The organism is Metabacillus schmidteae, assembly GCF_903166545.1.
Taxonomy (GTDB): domain Bacteria; phylum Bacillota; class Bacilli; order Bacillales; family Bacillaceae; genus Metabacillus; species Metabacillus schmidteae.
Genome location: NZ_CAESCH010000002.1, coordinates 185,380 through 203,667 on the forward strand (window position 1 = coordinate 185,380; position 18,288 = coordinate 203,667).

The 18,288-nt window shown below is 35.1% G+C and carries 15 protein-coding genes; 10 read left to right on the plus strand and 5 right to left on the minus strand.

Annotation, left to right across the window (positions count from 1 at the left end; all coding sequences use genetic code 11):
• Positions 1–35: 35 nt before the first annotated feature.
• The 3 genes from HWV59_RS21815 to HWV59_RS21825 form a co-directional block, all read right to left on the minus strand.
• Positions 36–1,586 (minus strand): IS1182 family transposase, encoded by a 1,551-nt coding sequence (locus HWV59_RS21815; RefSeq protein ID WP_175640252.1) that lies wholly within the window; start codon positions 1,584–1,586, stop codon positions 36–38.
• Between the two features lie 187 nt (positions 1,587–1,773).
• Entirely contained in the window at positions 1,774–2,340 is a 567-nt protein-coding gene (locus HWV59_RS21820) for a hypothetical protein (protein WP_175640253.1), read from the minus strand.
• 369 nt (positions 2,341–2,709) lie between these two features.
• Positions 2,710–3,138: a hypothetical protein gene (locus HWV59_RS21825; protein WP_102230850.1), complete on the minus strand. Its 429-nt coding sequence runs from the start codon at positions 3,136–3,138 to the stop codon at positions 2,710–2,712.
• A gap of 127 nt (positions 3,139–3,265) precedes the next feature.
• Here HWV59_RS21825 and HWV59_RS21830 point away from each other — a divergent pair, with 127 nt between their 5' ends.
• Positions 3,266–3,727: a hypothetical protein gene (locus HWV59_RS21830; protein ID WP_175640254.1), complete on the plus strand. Its 462-nt coding sequence runs from the start codon at positions 3,266–3,268 to the stop codon at positions 3,725–3,727.
• Between the two features lie 59 nt (positions 3,728–3,786).
• Here HWV59_RS21830 and HWV59_RS21835 read toward each other — a convergent pair whose 3' ends face one another.
• Positions 3,787–4,044 carry a hypothetical protein gene (locus tag HWV59_RS21835; RefSeq protein ID WP_175640255.1) on the minus strand — a complete coding sequence of 86 codons (258 nt, stop codon included), beginning with the start codon at positions 4,042–4,044 and terminating at the stop codon, positions 3,787–3,789.
• A 179-nt stretch (positions 4,045–4,223) separates the two neighbouring features.
• A complete protein-coding gene (tagU, locus tag HWV59_RS21840; protein ID WP_175640256.1) occupies positions 4,224–5,168 on the minus strand; it encodes a polyisoprenyl-teichoic acid--peptidoglycan teichoic acid transferase TagU in 945 nt (314 codons plus the stop codon).
• Between the two features lie 237 nt (positions 5,169–5,405).
• On the opposite strand from tagU, the gene HWV59_RS21845 reads away from it, so the two are divergent.
• From HWV59_RS21845 to HWV59_RS21885, 9 genes are all read left to right on the plus strand, one after another.
• On the plus strand, positions 5,406–9,596 hold the full coding sequence (locus HWV59_RS21845) for a leucine-rich repeat domain-containing protein (protein WP_175640257.1): 4,191 nt from the start codon (positions 5,406–5,408) through the stop codon (positions 9,594–9,596).
• 187 nt (positions 9,597–9,783) lie between these two features.
• Entirely contained in the window at positions 9,784–10,362 is a 579-nt protein-coding gene (locus HWV59_RS21850) for a hypothetical protein (protein ID WP_175640258.1), read from the plus strand.
• Positions 10,363–10,440: 78 nt separating this feature from the next.
• Positions 10,441–11,211 carry a hypothetical protein gene (locus HWV59_RS21855; RefSeq protein WP_102230856.1) on the plus strand — a complete coding sequence of 257 codons (771 nt, stop codon included), beginning with the start codon at positions 10,441–10,443 and terminating at the stop codon, positions 11,209–11,211.
• Positions 11,212–11,567: 356 nt separating this feature from the next.
• Entirely contained in the window at positions 11,568–12,899 is a 1,332-nt protein-coding gene (locus HWV59_RS21860; protein WP_102230857.1) for a UDP-glucose dehydrogenase family protein, read from the plus strand.
• A 171-nt stretch (positions 12,900–13,070) separates the two neighbouring features.
• Positions 13,071–13,970 carry a UTP--glucose-1-phosphate uridylyltransferase GalU gene (gene galU / locus HWV59_RS21865; protein WP_102230858.1) on the plus strand — a complete coding sequence of 300 codons (900 nt, stop codon included), beginning with the start codon at positions 13,071–13,073 and terminating at the stop codon, positions 13,968–13,970.
• 270 nt (positions 13,971–14,240) lie between these two features.
• The gene (locus HWV59_RS21870; protein ID WP_102230859.1) at positions 14,241–15,020 is read left to right on the plus strand and encodes an ABC transporter permease; all 780 of its coding nucleotides are present in this window, start codon (positions 14,241–14,243) and stop codon (positions 15,018–15,020) included.
• Positions 15,020–15,742: an ABC transporter ATP-binding protein gene (locus tag HWV59_RS21875; protein ID WP_102230860.1), complete on the plus strand. Its 723-nt coding sequence runs from the start codon at positions 15,020–15,022 to the stop codon at positions 15,740–15,742. The genes HWV59_RS21870 and HWV59_RS21875 overlap by 1 nt, the downstream gene beginning before the upstream one ends.
• 1 nt (position 15,743) lies before the next feature.
• Positions 15,744–17,000: a glycosyltransferase gene (locus tag HWV59_RS21880; protein WP_102230861.1), complete on the plus strand. Its 1,257-nt coding sequence runs from the start codon at positions 15,744–15,746 to the stop codon at positions 16,998–17,000.
• On the plus strand, positions 17,000–18,274 hold the full coding sequence (locus HWV59_RS21885) for a glycosyltransferase family 4 protein (protein WP_175640259.1): 1,275 nt from the start codon (positions 17,000–17,002) through the stop codon (positions 18,272–18,274). Before HWV59_RS21880 ends, HWV59_RS21885 begins: the two co-directional genes overlap by 1 nt.
• Positions 18,275–18,288 lie beyond the last annotated feature (14 nt).

The following is an 18,288-nucleotide window of genomic DNA, read 5'->3' on the forward strand; positions in this document are numbered from 1 at the left end:
GGGGACAGGTTGAGACCACTGAAAAAGTGCCCTTTTTAAATACTCATTTTATGAAATTTACGGATTCCAACTATATATTTCAAGAAAATGGAATAAAAAATGACTATAGCTGACTTTTTAGAGGATAGTATCGCTGCTATCCTCTTTAAATTTACTGCTAATGCAGTTAATTTTGCTTGTAAGGCCACGCTTTTTAGATCGTACCCCCTGGCACGATCTAACCCGTGGAAATTCTTCATCTCACCATTTTTCCATTCGTGAGAAGCTCTTTCCCGATATTTTTCTTTGAATTCAGCTGACTTTTGTTGTTGGCTGTATTCATAGAATTCTGGAGTATTGATCCCAACCTCTAAAACTTTTGCTACAGTTTTACCAGAAATACAAACATCTCTAAACGGGCAACTTCTGCAAGTTTCCTTTCCAAAGTAATAACGATAGGATTGTCGGTTTTTAGTCTTTTTGTGGTATTTCCTTACGGAAATATTCCCCTGAATACAGAACCATTCATCAGAATCTTTATTGTAGCTGTAAAGTGCTTCATTTACTCTATAGGCCATTTCACTTACTGGTATGTATGCTTTAGCTCCAATTTCTTTTATTCTATCTAGTATTATCTTACGAAAATAAGCCTTATCGGCAAATATTTCTTCTATGAAAATACCGCCTTTTTTTGTTTGTTCTAATAACTCGTCAAACATTTTACCATCCACATAGGCCCCATTATCAACATGAACTGCTGTTATAATTCGCTCTTTCGGTATCATCATAAATTCTGTTTTATAACCAAAGAAATGGGAAGTTTTACTTTTATGTCCAACTCTAGCGTCTAGATCTACAATGGACCGAACTCCTTTTTGTTCCAGAAATTTAGGGTCCTCCAGAATTTCTTTCGTAACCTCTAGTAATTCCTTCACCTTGGAGTTGTTTTGTATATCTGTATGTTCTTCTACACTTGAAATTATCTCTTCGAGATAAGACTTCATGGTTGCCTTAGCTTCTTTATGATCTTTTATTTCTTTATAATCTGGAATCTCCTGATTTATTTCCTTCGGTACTTCACCGTTTTCGTTCTCCACAGTTTTAAAAATCTTTTTAGCTAGACGCTTCATTACTCTTTCTGCGGTACATTTAAATGTGTTAGATGCTGTGTGAGTTGTATCAATGCTTATTCCCGTTCCCTGTATAATCCCTTTATCTACACATTGTTTTACGATTTTAGAGATGATGTCATCAATCGTTAAATTTCCTTCTAATTTATTTTTACGAAACTTAGTCAAAAGGCTTGGATGAGGTAGATCATCTTCGGGGTTAATGCCTAGAAAATACATGTAAGCAAGATTCAATGAAGCCTCTTCGATGACACGTTCATCTGATAGGTTATAAAGATATTGTAAGACTAAAAGTTTTACCATAAGTTCAGGCTCTTTTGCTGGTCTACCATAATACTTACAGTAGGTTTTTTCGAGTTCTATATTAATAAAACTAAAATCTAATTCGTCTCTAAGAATTTTAAGTTGATGATTTTCAGGAATTTTATTGTATAATACTGAATAGATGCTTAATTGCATATCTTTGTCTTTAAGCATAAAAAGAAAACCTTCCTTCTTTTGATTAATTGTTTCTTGGTCGATTCAATTATACCAAAAATAGGAGGGTTTTCTTTTTTATTATACTGTTTTTTTACATATTCCCATTATTTAGGGGGTGTTTTTCAGTGGTCTCGGACAGGTTCCTTGTCCCTTATTGGGACAAGGAACCTGTCCCCTCGGTCCATTATTCTTGAATAATGGAAAATGCTTGTTTGAGTATTTCTGATTTTCGTTCTTCTTTTTGTTGCTCGTATATTTGTTTGAATTCTTTGGCGGCATCTTTTGGATAGCCGTTTTGTGTGAGCTCATTGACTAGATTTTTATATATAGTCTGAAAGTCTTTTTCTGTTTGTTGCTCAATCTTTTGCCCTTGGGCAGAATAGCTTTGATAGAGTGCTTTTAGCGAATCATCATCGGAATGATCCCCGTTTATGTAGGCTTTGAAATCATGTAGTGCGTGTTCAACCAAGGTGTCAAGTTGATCATTTGTCTTTGATTGAAGCTCCTCGAATTTACCTTTATAGTTTTCTTTTATTTCCTCAAGAGAATAGCCTGAATTGGTTACAGCAACATGGTCAACATGTGTTTGATAAAAAACGGTTTTATTCGGCTGGGATAATTCTTTTGAAATTTCCCTTTGCGGACTATGAATCGTGACAGGCTTTTCAGCACCAGTAAAGGTGTATTTACTCCCTAAGAATAAAATAAACAACGAGATAAAGGCAAAAATAGTGATTCTTCTAAAATCCATTTTGTATTCCTCCTCTCTTGTTTAGTTTGGTCCATTTTTACAGGTTATAATCAAGAGGAGGGGCTTTTACATTCGGATTGGCAAAAAAGAAGCCTTGGGTAGCGACCTGTCCGCTAGTTTGCATGAGTAGGGACGTGGAACCTGTCCCCCTGGACCGGGCCTATCTTCGATTATTGGGTGTTTAGCTTCGATTTTATCGGATTTAGCTTCGATTTTAGGGTGTTTAGCTTCGATTTTTCACATTTTATCTTCGATTCGACAATTTCCTTCATAGTTCTACAATCTCAGACAGCTTGGTATGTCAGAGATGGGACGTGGAACCTGTCCCCCCGGACCACCACAAAAAAAGAGCAACGGCTCCGCTGCTCCTTACATATCCAATTCGTCTTTTTTATTTTTTCCTTTTTTAAACAACGCCTTAACCAGGATAATGAACACCATGATGGCAGCATACACAAAGAATAGAGCAAAATATCCCCATAAACCAACAATGGCGTCGGCAAATTCCATATTTCCTCTGTTTGTAATAGCTTGTTGAATTTCAATAGCGAATACGAGGACGAACATAAATGTTAAGGTATATAAAAAAGCAATTAAATGAATACCGAACGGAAATTGTGATAGCCATTTTGAGATCATGTAGACAGCAGCAAATGTGACCATTCCGATTACACCCATAATCCAAAAATGCATGTCTTTGTCTGTCATCTGTAAGCCTAACATGTCATTGATGATCACGATTAGAATATCATGCAAACTGTTCATGACCTCAACTAGAAATAAAATGCCATCTTTCATTTCATCACTCATTTCTAATAGTTAATATTCAAACATCAATTATACCAGTTTTTTTACAATAGGTAAGAAGAATATCTGTCCAATTCGTTACATACCTTGTATTACTCAGACAGCGAGGTGTAGCAAATTGCGAAGACGTCGAAGAAATCCCATTCCATTGGTTATTGTAATTATCTTGATCATGACCGTGCTAGTCGTCTCTGTTCGATTATTTACGGGTTTTTCCAACAGTGATCCTGAGGATGTTGTCTCAAGATTTTATCATTATGAACAGGAAGGTGACTTTGGAAGTGCGTGGGAACTATTTCATCCTGTTATGCAGGAGCGTTTTTCAAAAAATGCCTATGTAACAGAGCGTTCACACATCTACATGGGTCATTACGGTGTATCAACATTTGAGTATGAAATCGTAGAGGAAGAAGAGATTCAAAATTGGAAAATGGCCGAGGATCAAGAGGCATTTTCAACTGCATACCGATTGAGCGCAGAACAACAATTTAAAAGCAAATTTGGCACATTTATAATCCTGCAGGAGGTCTATGCCGTCCAGCATGAGGGTGAGTGGAAAATTGTGTGGGATTATAATTAGGACCAGGGGGACAGGTTCCTTGTCCCCTTGGGACGAGGAACCTGTCCCTGCGGTCCACATTACATACCATTAAAAATAAGGTAAGCAGCGAATGAGAATAACACAATAGAAAGAATAATAAGTAAAATGCAAATAACTAAGATGATCCAGCCTGCCACTTTTCTGCCAGTGACAATGAAGTATATACCTAACACAATCGGTCCAAATATCAAGCCTAAGATCCCCCATAGCCATGGGTTTCGGTTATGTTTTGGAGCATCAATTGCCAGATATACGGTGATGATTATAGGAATAATAAGTCCAATAAATTCCACCATGATCCCTCCCTACAGATGATTTCTTTAAAGAATATGGATTCCACAACAAATTATGACTAGTAGATTTCGAGAACACCAGCCAACATTATTTTATGAATAAATTCCCCATTCTACTAAATTATAACAAAAAATGACATAAAAAAAGTTAGTCCTTGTAAAATAGGACTAACTTCCTAAAATCAGTTTGTGCTTGCTGTATTTTTGCTGATTTCGAGATGTTCTTTTAGCTGATTTGATAATGCTAAACGTTCTTCTTCAGGAACGATATAATAGTAGATACCATTAATTTTATCGCCTGTGCCTTTTACCTGAAATTGCTCTAGGTTTTGGGAAGCTGCTTTATAATTTGCTTGAATATCCCACATTTCATCGAATGTTAGGTTCGTTTTTACGTTATCACGGACAACACCGAACATATCGCCGAATTTTGTAATAGATGAAACATTAGCGCCTTTTTTAATAACGGCTTCGATCACTTGACGTTGGCGTTCTTGTCTACCGAAGTCACCGCGTGGGTCGTCGTAACGCATTCTAGTATATGCTAATGCTTTTTTTCCATCTAGTGTAGTCAATCCTTCAGTGAAGTCATAACCTTCGTAAGAGAAATTTAGTGTATTATTTACCTCAACACCACCAACGGCATCAACTGTATCTTTAAAGCTTTCCATGTTGATTTTTACGAAATAGTCGACCGGTACATCTAAGAAGTGCTCTACAGTGTTAATCGCCATTTCTGTTCCACCAAAGGCATAAGCATGGTTGATCTTATCTTGTTTACCTTTTCCAACAATTTCAGTTCGCGTATCACGAGGTATGCTCACCATTTGAGTCGTGTTTGTATGTGGATTCACTGTCATTAAAATTAACGAGTCAGAGCGACCGCGGTCACCTTTCCGTTCATCTACACCCATTAACAGGATCGAAATTGGATCCTTTTCTTCGAATACAACTTTTTCTGTACGTTTCTCAGACTTATCTCTATCAAGGTCTTCTTGAATGCTTGCCACAGTATCAGCAGCTGATTTATATAAATAATAAGCATAGCCGCCTGTACCTAAAACAAGAAGTCCAATTACACTTAAAGTGATCCATAGCCACTTCTTCTTCTTTTTGCGTTCTCTCATATTCTATATCATCCTTTTAAATTTATTTTCATAATAGCCTATAAAGATTATATTGCTCTGTGACTATTATCACAATCATTTTTTGTAAAAAAATGTTTCCAATTATAAGACGCAAGCGGAAATCAAAAGGTTACAGCCTTTGTAGAAATTTGTCTAAATAATAAGATTGGCAGATTTAAAATAAAAAATTATAATTTATTTGTTAAAATATAGATTTTTATAGGAGGAAAGACGAATTTGAAAAATCGGTTTGTTACATTATTACTAGTTTTCACCTTGCTTTTTTCTATCTTTGTACCTTTTGTACAAAGTGTAGATGCCGAGGAAAGTAATAGCATCACCATTTTACCTGCTGTGAGCACAGAAGAAGGCATTCAACTTCAATGGAAAACAGTCACTACAGCATCTGATGAAGAAAGCTTTAGTGTTGCGAAAAATAACGAAGAGCTTTCTGTAGAATCAATTAAACAACTGTCTACAGTTTTAAATGAACAAAAAGAAATGGAGAGAACTTACCAGCTTCTTGATACAGATGTTGTAGAGGATGGGGAATACATCTACACAGTAGAAAAAACTGGTGAAACTCCTATTCAAACCGAGCCTCTCACTGTAACATATCAAAACAATGCTCAGGAAATAATCGTACATATAAAGGATATAACCGAAACGTCGATGAATGTTTCATGGTCAGAAGTGCAACAAGCTGAATCATATCAATTGATCGTTAATGGTAAGAGTATTGATTCATTTGATAAAGCAACTTCACATGAATTACAAGGACTAACAAGCGGGACCAGTTATTCAGTAAATCTGCGTGCCATTCAAAAAGAAAAAGTAGTAACAGAAGCCTCACAAACAGTTAGAACAAAAGAGGCTGTAGTAAAGGCAGAAGTAAAGGAAGAAGTAAAGGAAGAAGTAAAGGAAGAGCCAAAAAGTACTTCTAATGAAATTCAAACTCAAGGAAAATTGAGTTCAAAGCAAATCAACATTGCAGCCACAGAGACTGTCTCCATTCCTGACTCAGCGTTAAAGCGTGTCATCAAGCGCCAATTAGGAATTCAGAGTGAGGAAATAACTGTGCAAGACATGGAGCAGCTAACAGAGCTTGATGCTTCCTATGAAAATATCAAAAATCTTACAGGATTAGAAAAGGCAGTTAACCTCACAAAACTCGAATTAGCTGGAAACGAAATTAAAAATGCCGATCCATTAAAAGATTTAACAAAGCTTGAGTATTTAGATATTTCCTACTACTTAGGAAGTAAGGTTGAATTTTTAACAAAGCTACTAAACCTAAAAACATTAATTTTGGCTGATACACTAGTTAAGGATCTTAATCCGATTTCAGGACTTTTCAAATTAGAAACTCTAGATATCAGCTTTACTGGGGTAACAGATCTTTCTCCTTTGGCTGGCTTAACAAGCTTAAAGGATATAAATATTAGTTACCTTGAGTTAGATACAATTATGCCACTTAAGGATCTATCTCTTGCTACCATTACGATGTATGGTGATCGTTATTTTCTTTTAAAAGAGGAAGTAGCCGCTTTTGAGAAAGCAAATGTAGACATTTTACATGACGATTATTTTAATGTTTATATTTCATCAATCAAAGCAAATGAAAACAAAGCAGTGGTTAAATGGGAATATGAAGGAGAAGAAGAGGTAGACGAGTATCAAATTAAGGTTGATGGTAAGGTTGCAACAGTTTCTGCAGATGAACATACTTATACGGTTAACGACCTTACAGCAAACACGAATTATCAAGTAGAAATCCTTGCTTTAAACAGCGAAGGTGCGCAAATTGGACAAGCAACAGAGTCCTTCCAAACACTCTCAACTGCAATTGGAGAAAAAGTGGTTTTTAATGACCCACTTTTAGAAAAAGCTATCAAAAACGAGTTTGGTTTAGATCGTGACATTGTTGAAAGTGATATGAAGCATTTGAAAGAGTTAAGTCTTGAACGCAAACGAATTACAGATTTAACAGGACTTGAAAAGGCAACAAACCTGGAATATCTATACCTATCAGCAAACAAAATTACAAACATCGAGCAATTAGCTTCACTGAAAAATCTGGAATATTTATATCTTGACAGAAATCCTATTTCAGATTTCAGTCCATTACGTGAGTTAACAAACATAATCAGTTTAGGGTTAGGCGACACCGGTGTAAAAGATTTATCTTTCTTAGCTAACTTACAAAGGTTAGAAGATTTATCATTAGAAAATAATCAGTTGAAAAGCCTGGCTACACTGCCTTCTTTAAACGGATTAACCTATCTTTCTCTAAACCTTAATAAATTATCGAGCTTAGAAGGGATAGAGAAGTTAAATCATTTAACAACACTATATGTTGATGAAAATCCAATAACTTCAATAGAAGGTCTGGAGCAGTTACAAAGTCTAACAGATCTAAGTTTAAGCTTTACATCGCTTGAAAGCATTGATCGTTTAGTAGATATGGAAAATATAGATTATCTTTCTCTTTATGGTATTGACTTAACAGGGATTTCGGGCGCTATGAAAGTGATTGAGACTCTTCAAAATCGTGGAGTAACTGTTGAGTATGAAGGCAATGAGGAAGAAGAATGGTTTGATGTCTACGTAGGAGGAGTGACAGAGGATTTCATAAAGCTTTACATTGACTATTATGGTGAAAAGGAAATTGCAACATATGAAGTGTATGTGAATGGCAAGCTTAAGGAAACTTTACCTGGCGATGAGTCATATTTAAAGCTACAGAAACTTAAGCCAAACACTGAATATGAAATCGAAGTACATGCATATGATGCTCAAAAAGAGCTGCTTTTCAGCCGTACAGTAACAGAAACAACCTGGGATGCACCAATAGGAGAAGTCATTCCTTTTAAAGATCAAAATTTACATGAGCTTATTAAAGCAGAGCTTGGCTTAGAGCGGGATGTACAGGAAAGCGATATGGAATACCTTCATTCATTATATTTATATGAAGAGGATATTCAAGATCTAACCGGCTTGGAATATGCGACAAATTTATCAGAGTTTTATGTGTATGGAAATTCTACAGCTTTAGATTTAAAACCATTAGTACAGTTACCATCTCTATATTATTTAAGTATCGATGACACGCCAATTAAAGATTATTCTGTTTTGAAAAGCATCAAAAAACTGCAATCACTTAGCATTGATAATAATCAGTTGAAAGATCTATCCTTCTTACAAGGAATGAAAAACTTAACGGATATCACCTTACAGAACAACGGTATTAAAGATATCTCAGCCTTATCGTCATTAACAAAACTAGCTATTGTTAATCTGGCAAACAATCAAATAAAAGATCTATCACCATTGCTTGCGTCAAAAAGCAACCTTTTTATGCTTGATTTAACAGGAAATCCAGTTGAGGATCTTTCACTTTTAGCTCAGTTTGAAAACCTGTCAGATCTCATTTTAGATGAAACAAATGTAACGGATTTATCTCCATTACTAGAATTATATAATCTGATGTTTTTATCTCTATATGGAGTACCATTAGATGAAGAGGCTCAGAATGTAATTGATGAATTAAAGCAATATGATGTTCAGGTCAATCTTGATGTCGATAACACTCCGGAGCTTTATCTTGATGAGGTTACTGAAACAACCATTTCCGTTTCATGGGATCCAATGATGCCACATGATTTACCAGCGGAAAACGGAGTATACAAGCTAAACCTTTATACAAACGAAGGTGAGAATTTAGAACAAGAAATCGAGTTGTCAGGCGCCGAAACAAATTACCAATTTACTGACCTTAAACCAAATACCACTTATTATGTGGAAGTTATGGTTGAATCAGCTGAGTATTATGGCTACTTGTTCGGAGATGTCAAAACATTGCCTGTCGAAGGATCTGTGAAAGATGTTAGTTTATATGTGTATGACACAGAAGAAGAGCCTGCAGTTGACGTCATGTTCGATTTATACGGAATTGATCCTGACACAGAAGAACAATACTTCTACGGATGGTCTGATGAAGACGGTATGCTGTGGGATCATACAGGAGAAGACGCTGTTGATTTATTCACTCTTCCAGTTGGAATGTATGAAATTGTCTTTACTACAGCAGATGAAGAGGAAATCGTCTTTCAGTTTGAAATTGAGACGGATGAAGAGTATATCGAAAAACCGATTTTCTTTTTTTTACATGCAGAAGATGATGAACAAACACCACCGGTAGTTGTGCCTGATGGAGATAAACAGCAAACAGGATCGAAGCCAAATAAAGTAAACAAACCAAGTCAACCAGACACAGTGAACATTGAAAAAACGAAGAAAAATACAGAAAGTAAAAAGAATCAATTACCGGAAACAGCAACAATGATCTATAATCTTCTCTTAATAGGGTTGATTGTAGTGGCATTCGGTAGTGCCATTTTGTTTATACAAAAAAGAAAGAGTGCATAATGTGAAAAAGGGAGCTTAGGCTCCCTTTTTTCTATGCTTTTGCTTTCGGCCTCGTGCTTACTAGGTATCAAAATTACTAATATAGAAGAATTTCTACTAAAGAAATTTACATTTTAGCCGAAATAAAAAATGGACGAAAAATTATTTGTGGAAGCTTAGAAAGAAATCATTAAAAGGAGAAATACTTATGATAGGTCAGGAGTTAACATCTCATTTACAACATGTACAAAAACTACTTGCAACCTTGATGAGTGGCTATGAAGACTATCAGTCAAGAAAGAGCCATGTAATAGAACCTTCAATTCCTTTGAAACAACACCTATTGTATATAACAGGTATAATTACCGCTATATTGATCGTAACCCTATCTCTAAGTGCTTTTCTTAATGCTGCAAAGCTAATTGTTTTTTCTATTGCAGTTGGTCAAATGGTTCTGGCGATTGGTGTATATATTCTTGTCATGAGGAAGATTATAAAGGATCATCACAAACGGCAAGGAAAGTCTCAGGTAAAATTCAAATCGCCTATGTCGATTTATGAGCTTGATCAGCTCCGATTTAAAATACTACAGGATTTGGCCAAATCACCAATTCCGCCTGCGCATATTACACCTACATCAGTCAAAAAAATGCTCATGCTAGTTGAGAGTGGAATGTGTATTTCGTTGGATGAATGTCTTGCCAATATTGAAAAAAGCACAAGTGAACCTAAACACATTGAAGAGCTTGAAATAATAGAGCATCTACAAATGATTTCCTACCATTAACTTGGAAATAACTTATAGATTTTTATAGTTTGTGTGTGTATAATTTACTTGGAAATGTCGAAAATTGGGGGATGTATCGTGAAAAAGGTATGGGTTTTAGTTACACTTATTGTGTGCGGAGCTGCAATTATATTTGGCAATATTCATTGGAATCAAAAAATATCTGCACAGGGTGAGCAAACTGCTGTAAAAGTGGAGTCTGTAGAAAAGGCAGAAGAAACGCAAACACCATCAAAGGTATTAGCATATACGGCAAATCTACCTGAAAATGTACAAGCTAAAATAAAAAAAGCTATAGACTCTAAAGAGCCGGTAAAGCTTGTCATATATGGAACATCAGAAGTTGAAGGTACATGGATTGATTCATTTAAAAAAGAACTAACTGCTGCTTATGGTGAGGATGTTTTCGAGGTCATGGCTATATCAACAGGTAACAATTCCACACGTGAGCTAGTAAATGAAAAAATGTACGAAGAAATCAATAAGCTAAGTCCGGATATCTTATTATTTGAAGCACCGATGTTAAAAGATAATGGAAACGTTGGAATTACGAATACACTAACAAATCTTGAAGAAATGTTTGAGTCTTGGCAAGAGGCCAACGAGGGGCTTGTTTTAATGATCCAGCCATCACAGCCATTGTATAATGCTACTTATTATCCTAGTGAAGTGAGTCAATTAGAAGATTTTGCTGTGAAAAATAAATTCATTTATTTAAATCATTGGGAGAATTGGCCTGAGCTTGATAATGCTGAGATGAAAAACTACTTAAATAAAGATAGTGAAGTAAACGAAAAGGGATTTGGTGTTTGGGCAGATTATTTAATTGGATATTTTGTTGCGGAATAGACACAGGAGAGGATCCTGTGTTTTTTTTTATTGAAAAAAGGGCATAGCTTCAGGGTAATGAGAGGTTGTTCAACTGCAATAGCAATTTTTTGTGATCTGTAGATATTCATAAAAGGAAAATTTACATAACTTTAACAAAACCATAAGGACACCTAAACATCATATATATTATGATGTTTGCATAAATAAAAATATAGGTAGTTTTGTAAATGTTAGTTAAATGAGGGACAAGATTCAAATGGGACTGCTTATACCTAATTTTATTATTAATACAATGAAACTAGGTAGAGTTTGTTACACCTTTAAATGTAGATAAAGCAAAGAACAATGATAAATCTAGGTAGGGAGGGGTTTTTATGAAAATTACTGTTGCGGGTACAGGGTATGTAGGGTTGGTTACTGGAATTTGTTTAGCTGAAGTAGGTCATGATGTTATATGTATTGATATTGATCATGCCAAAATAAATACTTTGAAAAGTGGAAAATCACCTATATATGAGCCAGGCCTAGAAGAGCTCCTTCAAAAGAATTTAACTATTGGTAAACTTACATTCACAACAGATCCAAAGCAAGCCTATCTAAATACGAACATTATTATTGTAGCAGTAGGTACACCTGAGAATAATGATGGATCTGCTAATTTAACATATATAGAGAATGTTTGTCGAAAAATTGCAGTGAATATTGATCAAGATATTATTATCATTACGAAGAGTACAGTACCTGTAGGTACGAATGATCGACTTTATGAAATTATTAATAATACAAAACCTGATTGTCTTAAAATAAACGTGGTATCTAACCCCGAGTTTTTAAGAGAGGGGTCAGCAATTAAGGATATGTTTCACGGTGATCGTATCGTAATAGGTGCATCTGATCCTAATGTTGCTAGAATTGTTGAAGAAATGTATCGTCCTTTTAACATACCTGTCCTTCACACTGATATTAAAAGTGCGGAGATGATTAAATATGCATCAAATGCTTTTTTAGCTACTAAAATTAGTTTTATTAATGAGATTGCTAGCATCTGTGAAAAGGTAGGAGCAAATATAGAAGATGTCGCAAACGGTATAGGGAAAGACAAGAGAATAGGCGATAAATTTTTACAAGCTGGAATAGGGTATGGCGGCTCTTGCTTTCCGAAAGATACAAAAGCTCTAGTTCAAATTGCAGGAAATGTTAAGCATAAATTTGAGTTACTAGAGTCTGTGATTAGAGTAAATAATCAGCAACAGACTAAATTATTTGCTAAGGCAAAAAGTGATATCGGGAACTTTACTGGAAAGAAAGTAGCAATACTTGGAGCTTCATTTAAACCTAATACAGATGACATAAGGGAATCTGCTTCACTTATTATGATTGATGAATTAGTAAAAAATGATGCGGACGTTCATGTTTATGACCCTATAGCTCTCGAGAATCTGTCAAAGGTATTTGGTGATAAAATTACATATTGCCTTACATATCAAGATGCTTTAAAGGCTGCAAATATTGCATTTCTCCTTACAGAGTGGGAACAAATAAAAATGATTCCTTTATCAGTTTATGTGGATTTAATGGAAGAGGCAATTCTATATGATGGGAGAAACTGCTATTCTATAAACGCTGCAGAGAAGTTTCCTTTAAATTATATTTCAATTGGTAGGAAGTCGATCTATCATTTGAAGTTATTAGATATATCTGATTGATTATAATGGCTAGAAATTGCTTCGTGTTGAATTATCGGGGCTTTTGTTATATAAAGTAGCCCCCTGATTGAAAAAATTAATAAAAGGGAAAGACTGGTATATGGAAAGTTGTTGAAGGGTTGAATTTCATGTAATATAAATAGTGAATCTTAACTTTTTGGAGGTGGGGATTTGAAAGTAAGAAAAGCCATCATTCCTGCTGCAGGACTTGGTACACGATTTTTACCAGCAACGAAAGCTCAACCGAAAGAGATGCTTCCTATTGTAGATAAGCCAACTATCCAATATATAGTGGAGGAAGCTGTAAAATCCGGTATAGAGGATATTATTATTATAAGTGGACGAGGCAAAAGGGCGATTGAAGACCATTTTGATAAGTCATATGAATTAGAAGAGACATTAGTGAAAAAAGAGAAGTATGATATGCTTGAAGAGGTACAAAGTATTTCCAATTTGGCTAATATTCATTATATTCGTCAGAAAGAACCAAAGGGACTTGGTCATGCAATATCATGTGCTAGCCAATTTATCGGAGATGAACCATTTGCCGTATTATTGGGTGACGATATTATGAATGATAATGGAGACACTCCTGCATTAAAACAGCTGATTGATATTTATGAGAGATCTCAATTACCAGTTGTAGGAGTCAAGCAGGTCCCAACAGAAGACGTTTCAAAGTACGGGATTGTAGCAATTAAGAAGGATAGAGAAGACCGGAACATTCTTGAAGTGGAAACATTAGTCGAAAAGCCAAAAGCAGAAAACGCTCCTTCAAACTTGGCTATTATGGGTAGATATGTATTAACTCCTGGTATATTTGAATTGTTACGAAATCAAAAGCCTGGTTCAGGTGGGGAAATTCAACTAACAGACGCGATTTGTGAGCTTAATAAACATCAACAGGTACTAGCAACCGAGTTAATAGGTGATCGTTATGATGTTGGAGATAAATTTGGATTTATTAAAGCAACGATTGATTTTGCCCTCCAGCGAAGTGACCTGAAGGAAAATGTATTTGCCTATCTTCAGGAAGTAATAGAAAAAAGTGCAGAAGTGAAAAAAGTATAATAGAGAAGGCTTATTTGTTACTCTGTATATGGAGTAATTGAATGAGTCTTCTTTTCCTATTTATACATTCATTTATTTTTTATGGTTACAATAGTATAAAACCGAGTAAGATAAACTGATCTTTAAAGAGGTATTGAGAATTAAAGTTTTGTTACAAAATGTCTAAACTTGTATGAAAAGCTTGAAAGGTTATTTTAAAATCGTTAATATTAGATATTGGAATCAGAATTGAATTAACGCGTTCTAGAAATATCTTAAGGAGTAAAACGAATGTTTAAACAGGTTTTTAAAGATATCCATTCACATAAGGACCTAATTCTGCATTTAACGATGACAGATTTTAAAAATAATTCTGCAAGAACTTATTTAGGTTTCTTATGGTGGATCCTTGATCCCATTTTATATATGGGGATTTTCTATTTGCTTGTGCAAGTTATTCTTCAAAGAGGTGGACCTGATTACTCAGTTTATCTGTTTACAGGTTTAATTCCTTTAAAGTGGGCAACTGCCTGTATTGTTGATTCTACTAATTCTATCGCATCAAATGCACGAATCATACAGCAAGTATATGTTCCGAAAGTTGTGTTTATATCGGTTAGACTGCTTGTTAATACCTTTAAATTTTTAATAAGTGCGGTAGTATTGTTTTTATTTTTATGGCTATACGGAATTGATCTTAATCTTAATGCGTTACAATTTATTCCAATTATGATAGTGAATGCACTATTTTTATTCTCTATCATGACATTTTTAGCTCACATCGGTGTGTTCATTAGAGATGTGAAGAATGCAATGCAATATATAGCTCGTATATTACTATATCTGTCACCTGTGATGTTTTCACTTGACCAGGTTCCGGAAAAATATGTTCCAATTTTGCTTTTAAACCCACTATCAACTTTATTGACTTCATATAGAGATGTATTATTATATGGGAGAAGTCCGGATTGGTCACATCTTCTCTTATTATTACTCATTTCGTTCGTATTGTTGTTCTTAGGGTTAAGAGTCATCATGAAAAATGAAAAAGAATATGCCAAGGTGATATAATGAGCGAATCTATTATAGAATTAAATGACATCTGGATTTCATATCCAGAAGAGACAAAACAGCCGATTAAAAAATTATTTCATAGACATCGTGATCGTTTTTGGGCAATAAAGGGAGTCAACTTTGAAGTGAAAAAGGGTGAAGTACTTGGTATTATTGGGCGGAACGGCTCAGGGAAAAGTACACTTCTAAAGCTTTTGAGTGGTCTGATTTCTCCAGATAAAGGAGATTTCCACCTTAATAATAATGAGCGACCAGTTTTGCTTTCTTTAGGAGCAGGTTTTCAGCCCGAGCTTTCAGGTATCGAAAATATTTATCTGAATGCCTTACTATTAGGGCACAAGAAGAAGGATGTTGACAAAAGTTTAGATGAGATCATTGAGTTTTCTGAACTAGGGGATTTCATTTATAAACCTGTTCGTACATATTCATCTGGTATGCGCTCTAGACTGGCATTTTCAACAGCAATATCTCTTGATCCTGAAATTCTATTAATTGATGAGGTGTTAGGGGTAGGAGATGCTGCCTTTCAGAAGAAATGTAGAGAAGCTATTACGCAGAAAATAAATGAAAATAGAACGGTTATTTTAGTAACTCACTCATCTTCTCTAGTAAAAAGCATTTGTGACCGAGTTGTGTGGATTCACCTTGGGGAACAAAAGGCTGTAGGAGAAGCAAGTGAAATCGTGCCTCAATATGATGCCTTTATGAAGGGTAACTAAAATGAAAATCTTAATGCTCTTGTACAAAGATATTCATTACGATGCAAGGGTGCAACGTGAGGCACTTGCTCTTGCAGAGGCAGGATACAAAGTAACAATTGCATGTGTAAAGGAATATAATGAAGAGCCCCCAACTATTCATTCAAATATTAATTACCTTCGCATTCCAATTTCTGTGAAAAGCGCAAAACAGAAATTCGCCATTCAGGATAGTGGTACTGGAAAAGGTAATTCAAATTTGCTGAAAGGTGTTCTTCTAAAGGTAGTCCGGCATCCATTCATAAAGCTGCTAAAAGATTATCTTGCTTATTATGAATTTTATAAAAAGATAAAGGCAAGTATTAAAGTCTCTAGCTTTAATGCTATTCATTGCCATGATTTAAATACACTTTGGCAAGGAACATTACTGTCAAGGAAAATAGGGTATCAGCGTTTGGTATATGATTCACATGAGCTTTTCAATGAAATGGCTGGCAGAAATAAAGTTGATCGCTCTGTTGGATATATTGTTGAAAGAAGGTTGTTTTCTCAAATCGACCATTTCATAACTGTAAATTCATTTATGTTGCAACAGTTTCAGATTAACTATGAAAATAAGCCTTCTACCATTATTCAAAATATTCCTATCTCACCTGATAAAAGGATAAAAAGTCCTTCAAAGAATTATTGGAGAACCAAATATTCTATACTAGACACAGATGTTGTGTTACTTTATCAGGGGGGTCTTAATCCCCATCGTGGAATTGAAGATTGTATTATGGCACTTGAGGAACTTCCGATAAGATTCAAGCTGGTATTAATGGGACAAGGTAGACTTGTAGGAGAGTTGAGAGATATTGTGAAAAACCTTAATCTTCAAGATAGGGTATTTTTCCATGAACAAGTACCTGCCAACGATGTCCTTTCGTATACAAAGCAAGCGGATATTGGATTAGTTATGTATAGAAATACATCAAAGAATAACTATTTTTCAACACCGAATAAAATCTTTGAATACTTACAGGCTGAGATTCCAACAGTGGCATCTAACCATCCGGGAAAATCGTATATTGTTGAAAAGTATGGAACTGGTATATGTGTTGAGGAAACCCCAGAGGCTATTGCAGAGGGAGTATTACAAATTGAAGAAAATAGAAAGCAGTATATTATGAATTGCATGAACCATAAGGATGACCTCACTTGGGATAATGAAAAAGTAAAGTTGGTTTCCCTGTACAATAGTCTATTGAGCAACCAACAATTGGGGGACTTAACATAATGAGTTGGTTTAAACGAGTTTTTTTACGGGACCCAACATTAATTAGAGAGCGTACACAAGTGAATAATAAGGTTTGTATGGTAGTGTGGAATACGTTTGAAACCGATGCGAGAGTGACAAAAGAAGCTACAACACTTATTACAAAAGGTAATAAGGATGTTACAGTTATTGCTGTACATCAACCAGGCAGAACAAAACACAAGGAACAAGTAAAAGGGATTAATGTGATCAGGGTGGATCGGACATTTAAAAAGACCTCTGATTCAATTAAGTCCAGTTCCACTAATGAGCGGCCGGTTCAACCATTAACGTCTATATCAAAAAAGCAGAGGCTTAAAAAAAGAATCTTCAAGCTCTTTATTTTGGCTCCCAAGCTGATAATAAATAGTAGGTTCTTTTTAGAAGCATATAGACAAAATGCTGGAATTTACCATGCTCATGATTTAAATACGTTTATACCTGTCTTTATCGCTTCCCGCTTACGAGGGGCAAAATTGGTATATGATGCTCATGAAGTTTCAACAGATAGAGCGGGTTGGGGGAATAAATGGTTTTGGGAAAAAGTAGAAAATATCCTTATTAGAAGGGCTGATCGTGTTATTACGACAAACCTTACCAGAGGTGAATTTTTCCGCGACCACTATAAAATATCTTTACCTTATATCATAAGAAATGTACCTAAACATGTAGAGATTGAACCTACTAATTTAATAAGAGAGTCCCTTCACATTCCTAACCATACACCAGTTGTTTTATATCAAGGTGGTATGCAAAGGGATAGAGGACTTGAAAATATTATTAAAACAATCAAATATGTACCTGATGCAGCCTTTGTTTTTTTAGGTAATGGACAATTAAAGCCAAAACTTATAGAATTAGCGAATAATGAAGGGGTTACAGACAGAGTCTATTTCTTAGAAGCAGTTTCTAATGACCAATTACTTTATTATACATCTTCTGCAACAATAGGCTTGCAATTGTTAATTAATACTTGTTTTAATCACTATTCTGCATGTTCAAACAAGCTGCATGAGTATTTAATGGCAGGTATTCCGGTTGTGGCTAGTGATTTACCTGAGATTCGAAGAGTGGTTAACGACACTAAAACTGGCATATTGGTAAATCCTGAAAATATACAGGAAATAGCAGAAGCCATTAATAAATTGCTAAGAGAAGAAGATACGTATCAAACATATAAATTAAACACCAAATCAGGTGCTTTTCAGTATAAATGGGAAGATGACGAAAAAATTCTTTTAGAATTATATCAGTAAAAAAAGGAGATAGG

Coding starts and splice junctions, on each gene's coding strand:
- HWV59_RS21860 (WP_102230857.1), top strand. CDS start 11,568: ATGAAAATTACTGTTGCGGGTACAGGGTATGTAGGGTTGGTTACTGGA.
- tagU (WP_175640256.1), bottom strand. CDS start 5,168: ATGAGAGAACGCAAAAAGAAGAAGAAGTGGCTATGGATCACTTTAAGT.
- HWV59_RS21870 (WP_102230859.1), top strand. CDS start 14,241: ATGTTTAAACAGGTTTTTAAAGATATCCATTCACATAAGGACCTAATT.
- HWV59_RS21820 (WP_175640253.1), bottom strand. CDS start 2,340: ATGGATTTTAGAAGAATCACTATTTTTGCCTTTATCTCGTTGTTTATT.
- HWV59_RS21815 (WP_175640252.1), bottom strand. CDS start 1,586: ATGCTTAAAGACAAAGATATGCAATTAAGCATCTATTCAGTATTATAC.
- HWV59_RS21850 (WP_175640258.1), top strand. CDS start 9,784: ATGATAGGTCAGGAGTTAACATCTCATTTACAACATGTACAAAAACTA.
- HWV59_RS21880 (WP_102230861.1), top strand. CDS start 15,744: ATGAAAATCTTAATGCTCTTGTACAAAGATATTCATTACGATGCAAGG.
- HWV59_RS21885 (WP_175640259.1), top strand. CDS start 17,000: ATGAGTTGGTTTAAACGAGTTTTTTTACGGGACCCAACATTAATTAGA.
- HWV59_RS21835 (WP_175640255.1), bottom strand. CDS start 4,044: ATGGTGGAATTTATTGGACTTATTATTCCTATAATCATCACCGTATAT.
- HWV59_RS21875 (WP_102230860.1), top strand. CDS start 15,020: ATGAGCGAATCTATTATAGAATTAAATGACATCTGGATTTCATATCCA.
- HWV59_RS21825 (WP_102230850.1), bottom strand. CDS start 3,138: ATGAAAGATGGCATTTTATTTCTAGTTGAGGTCATGAACAGTTTGCAT.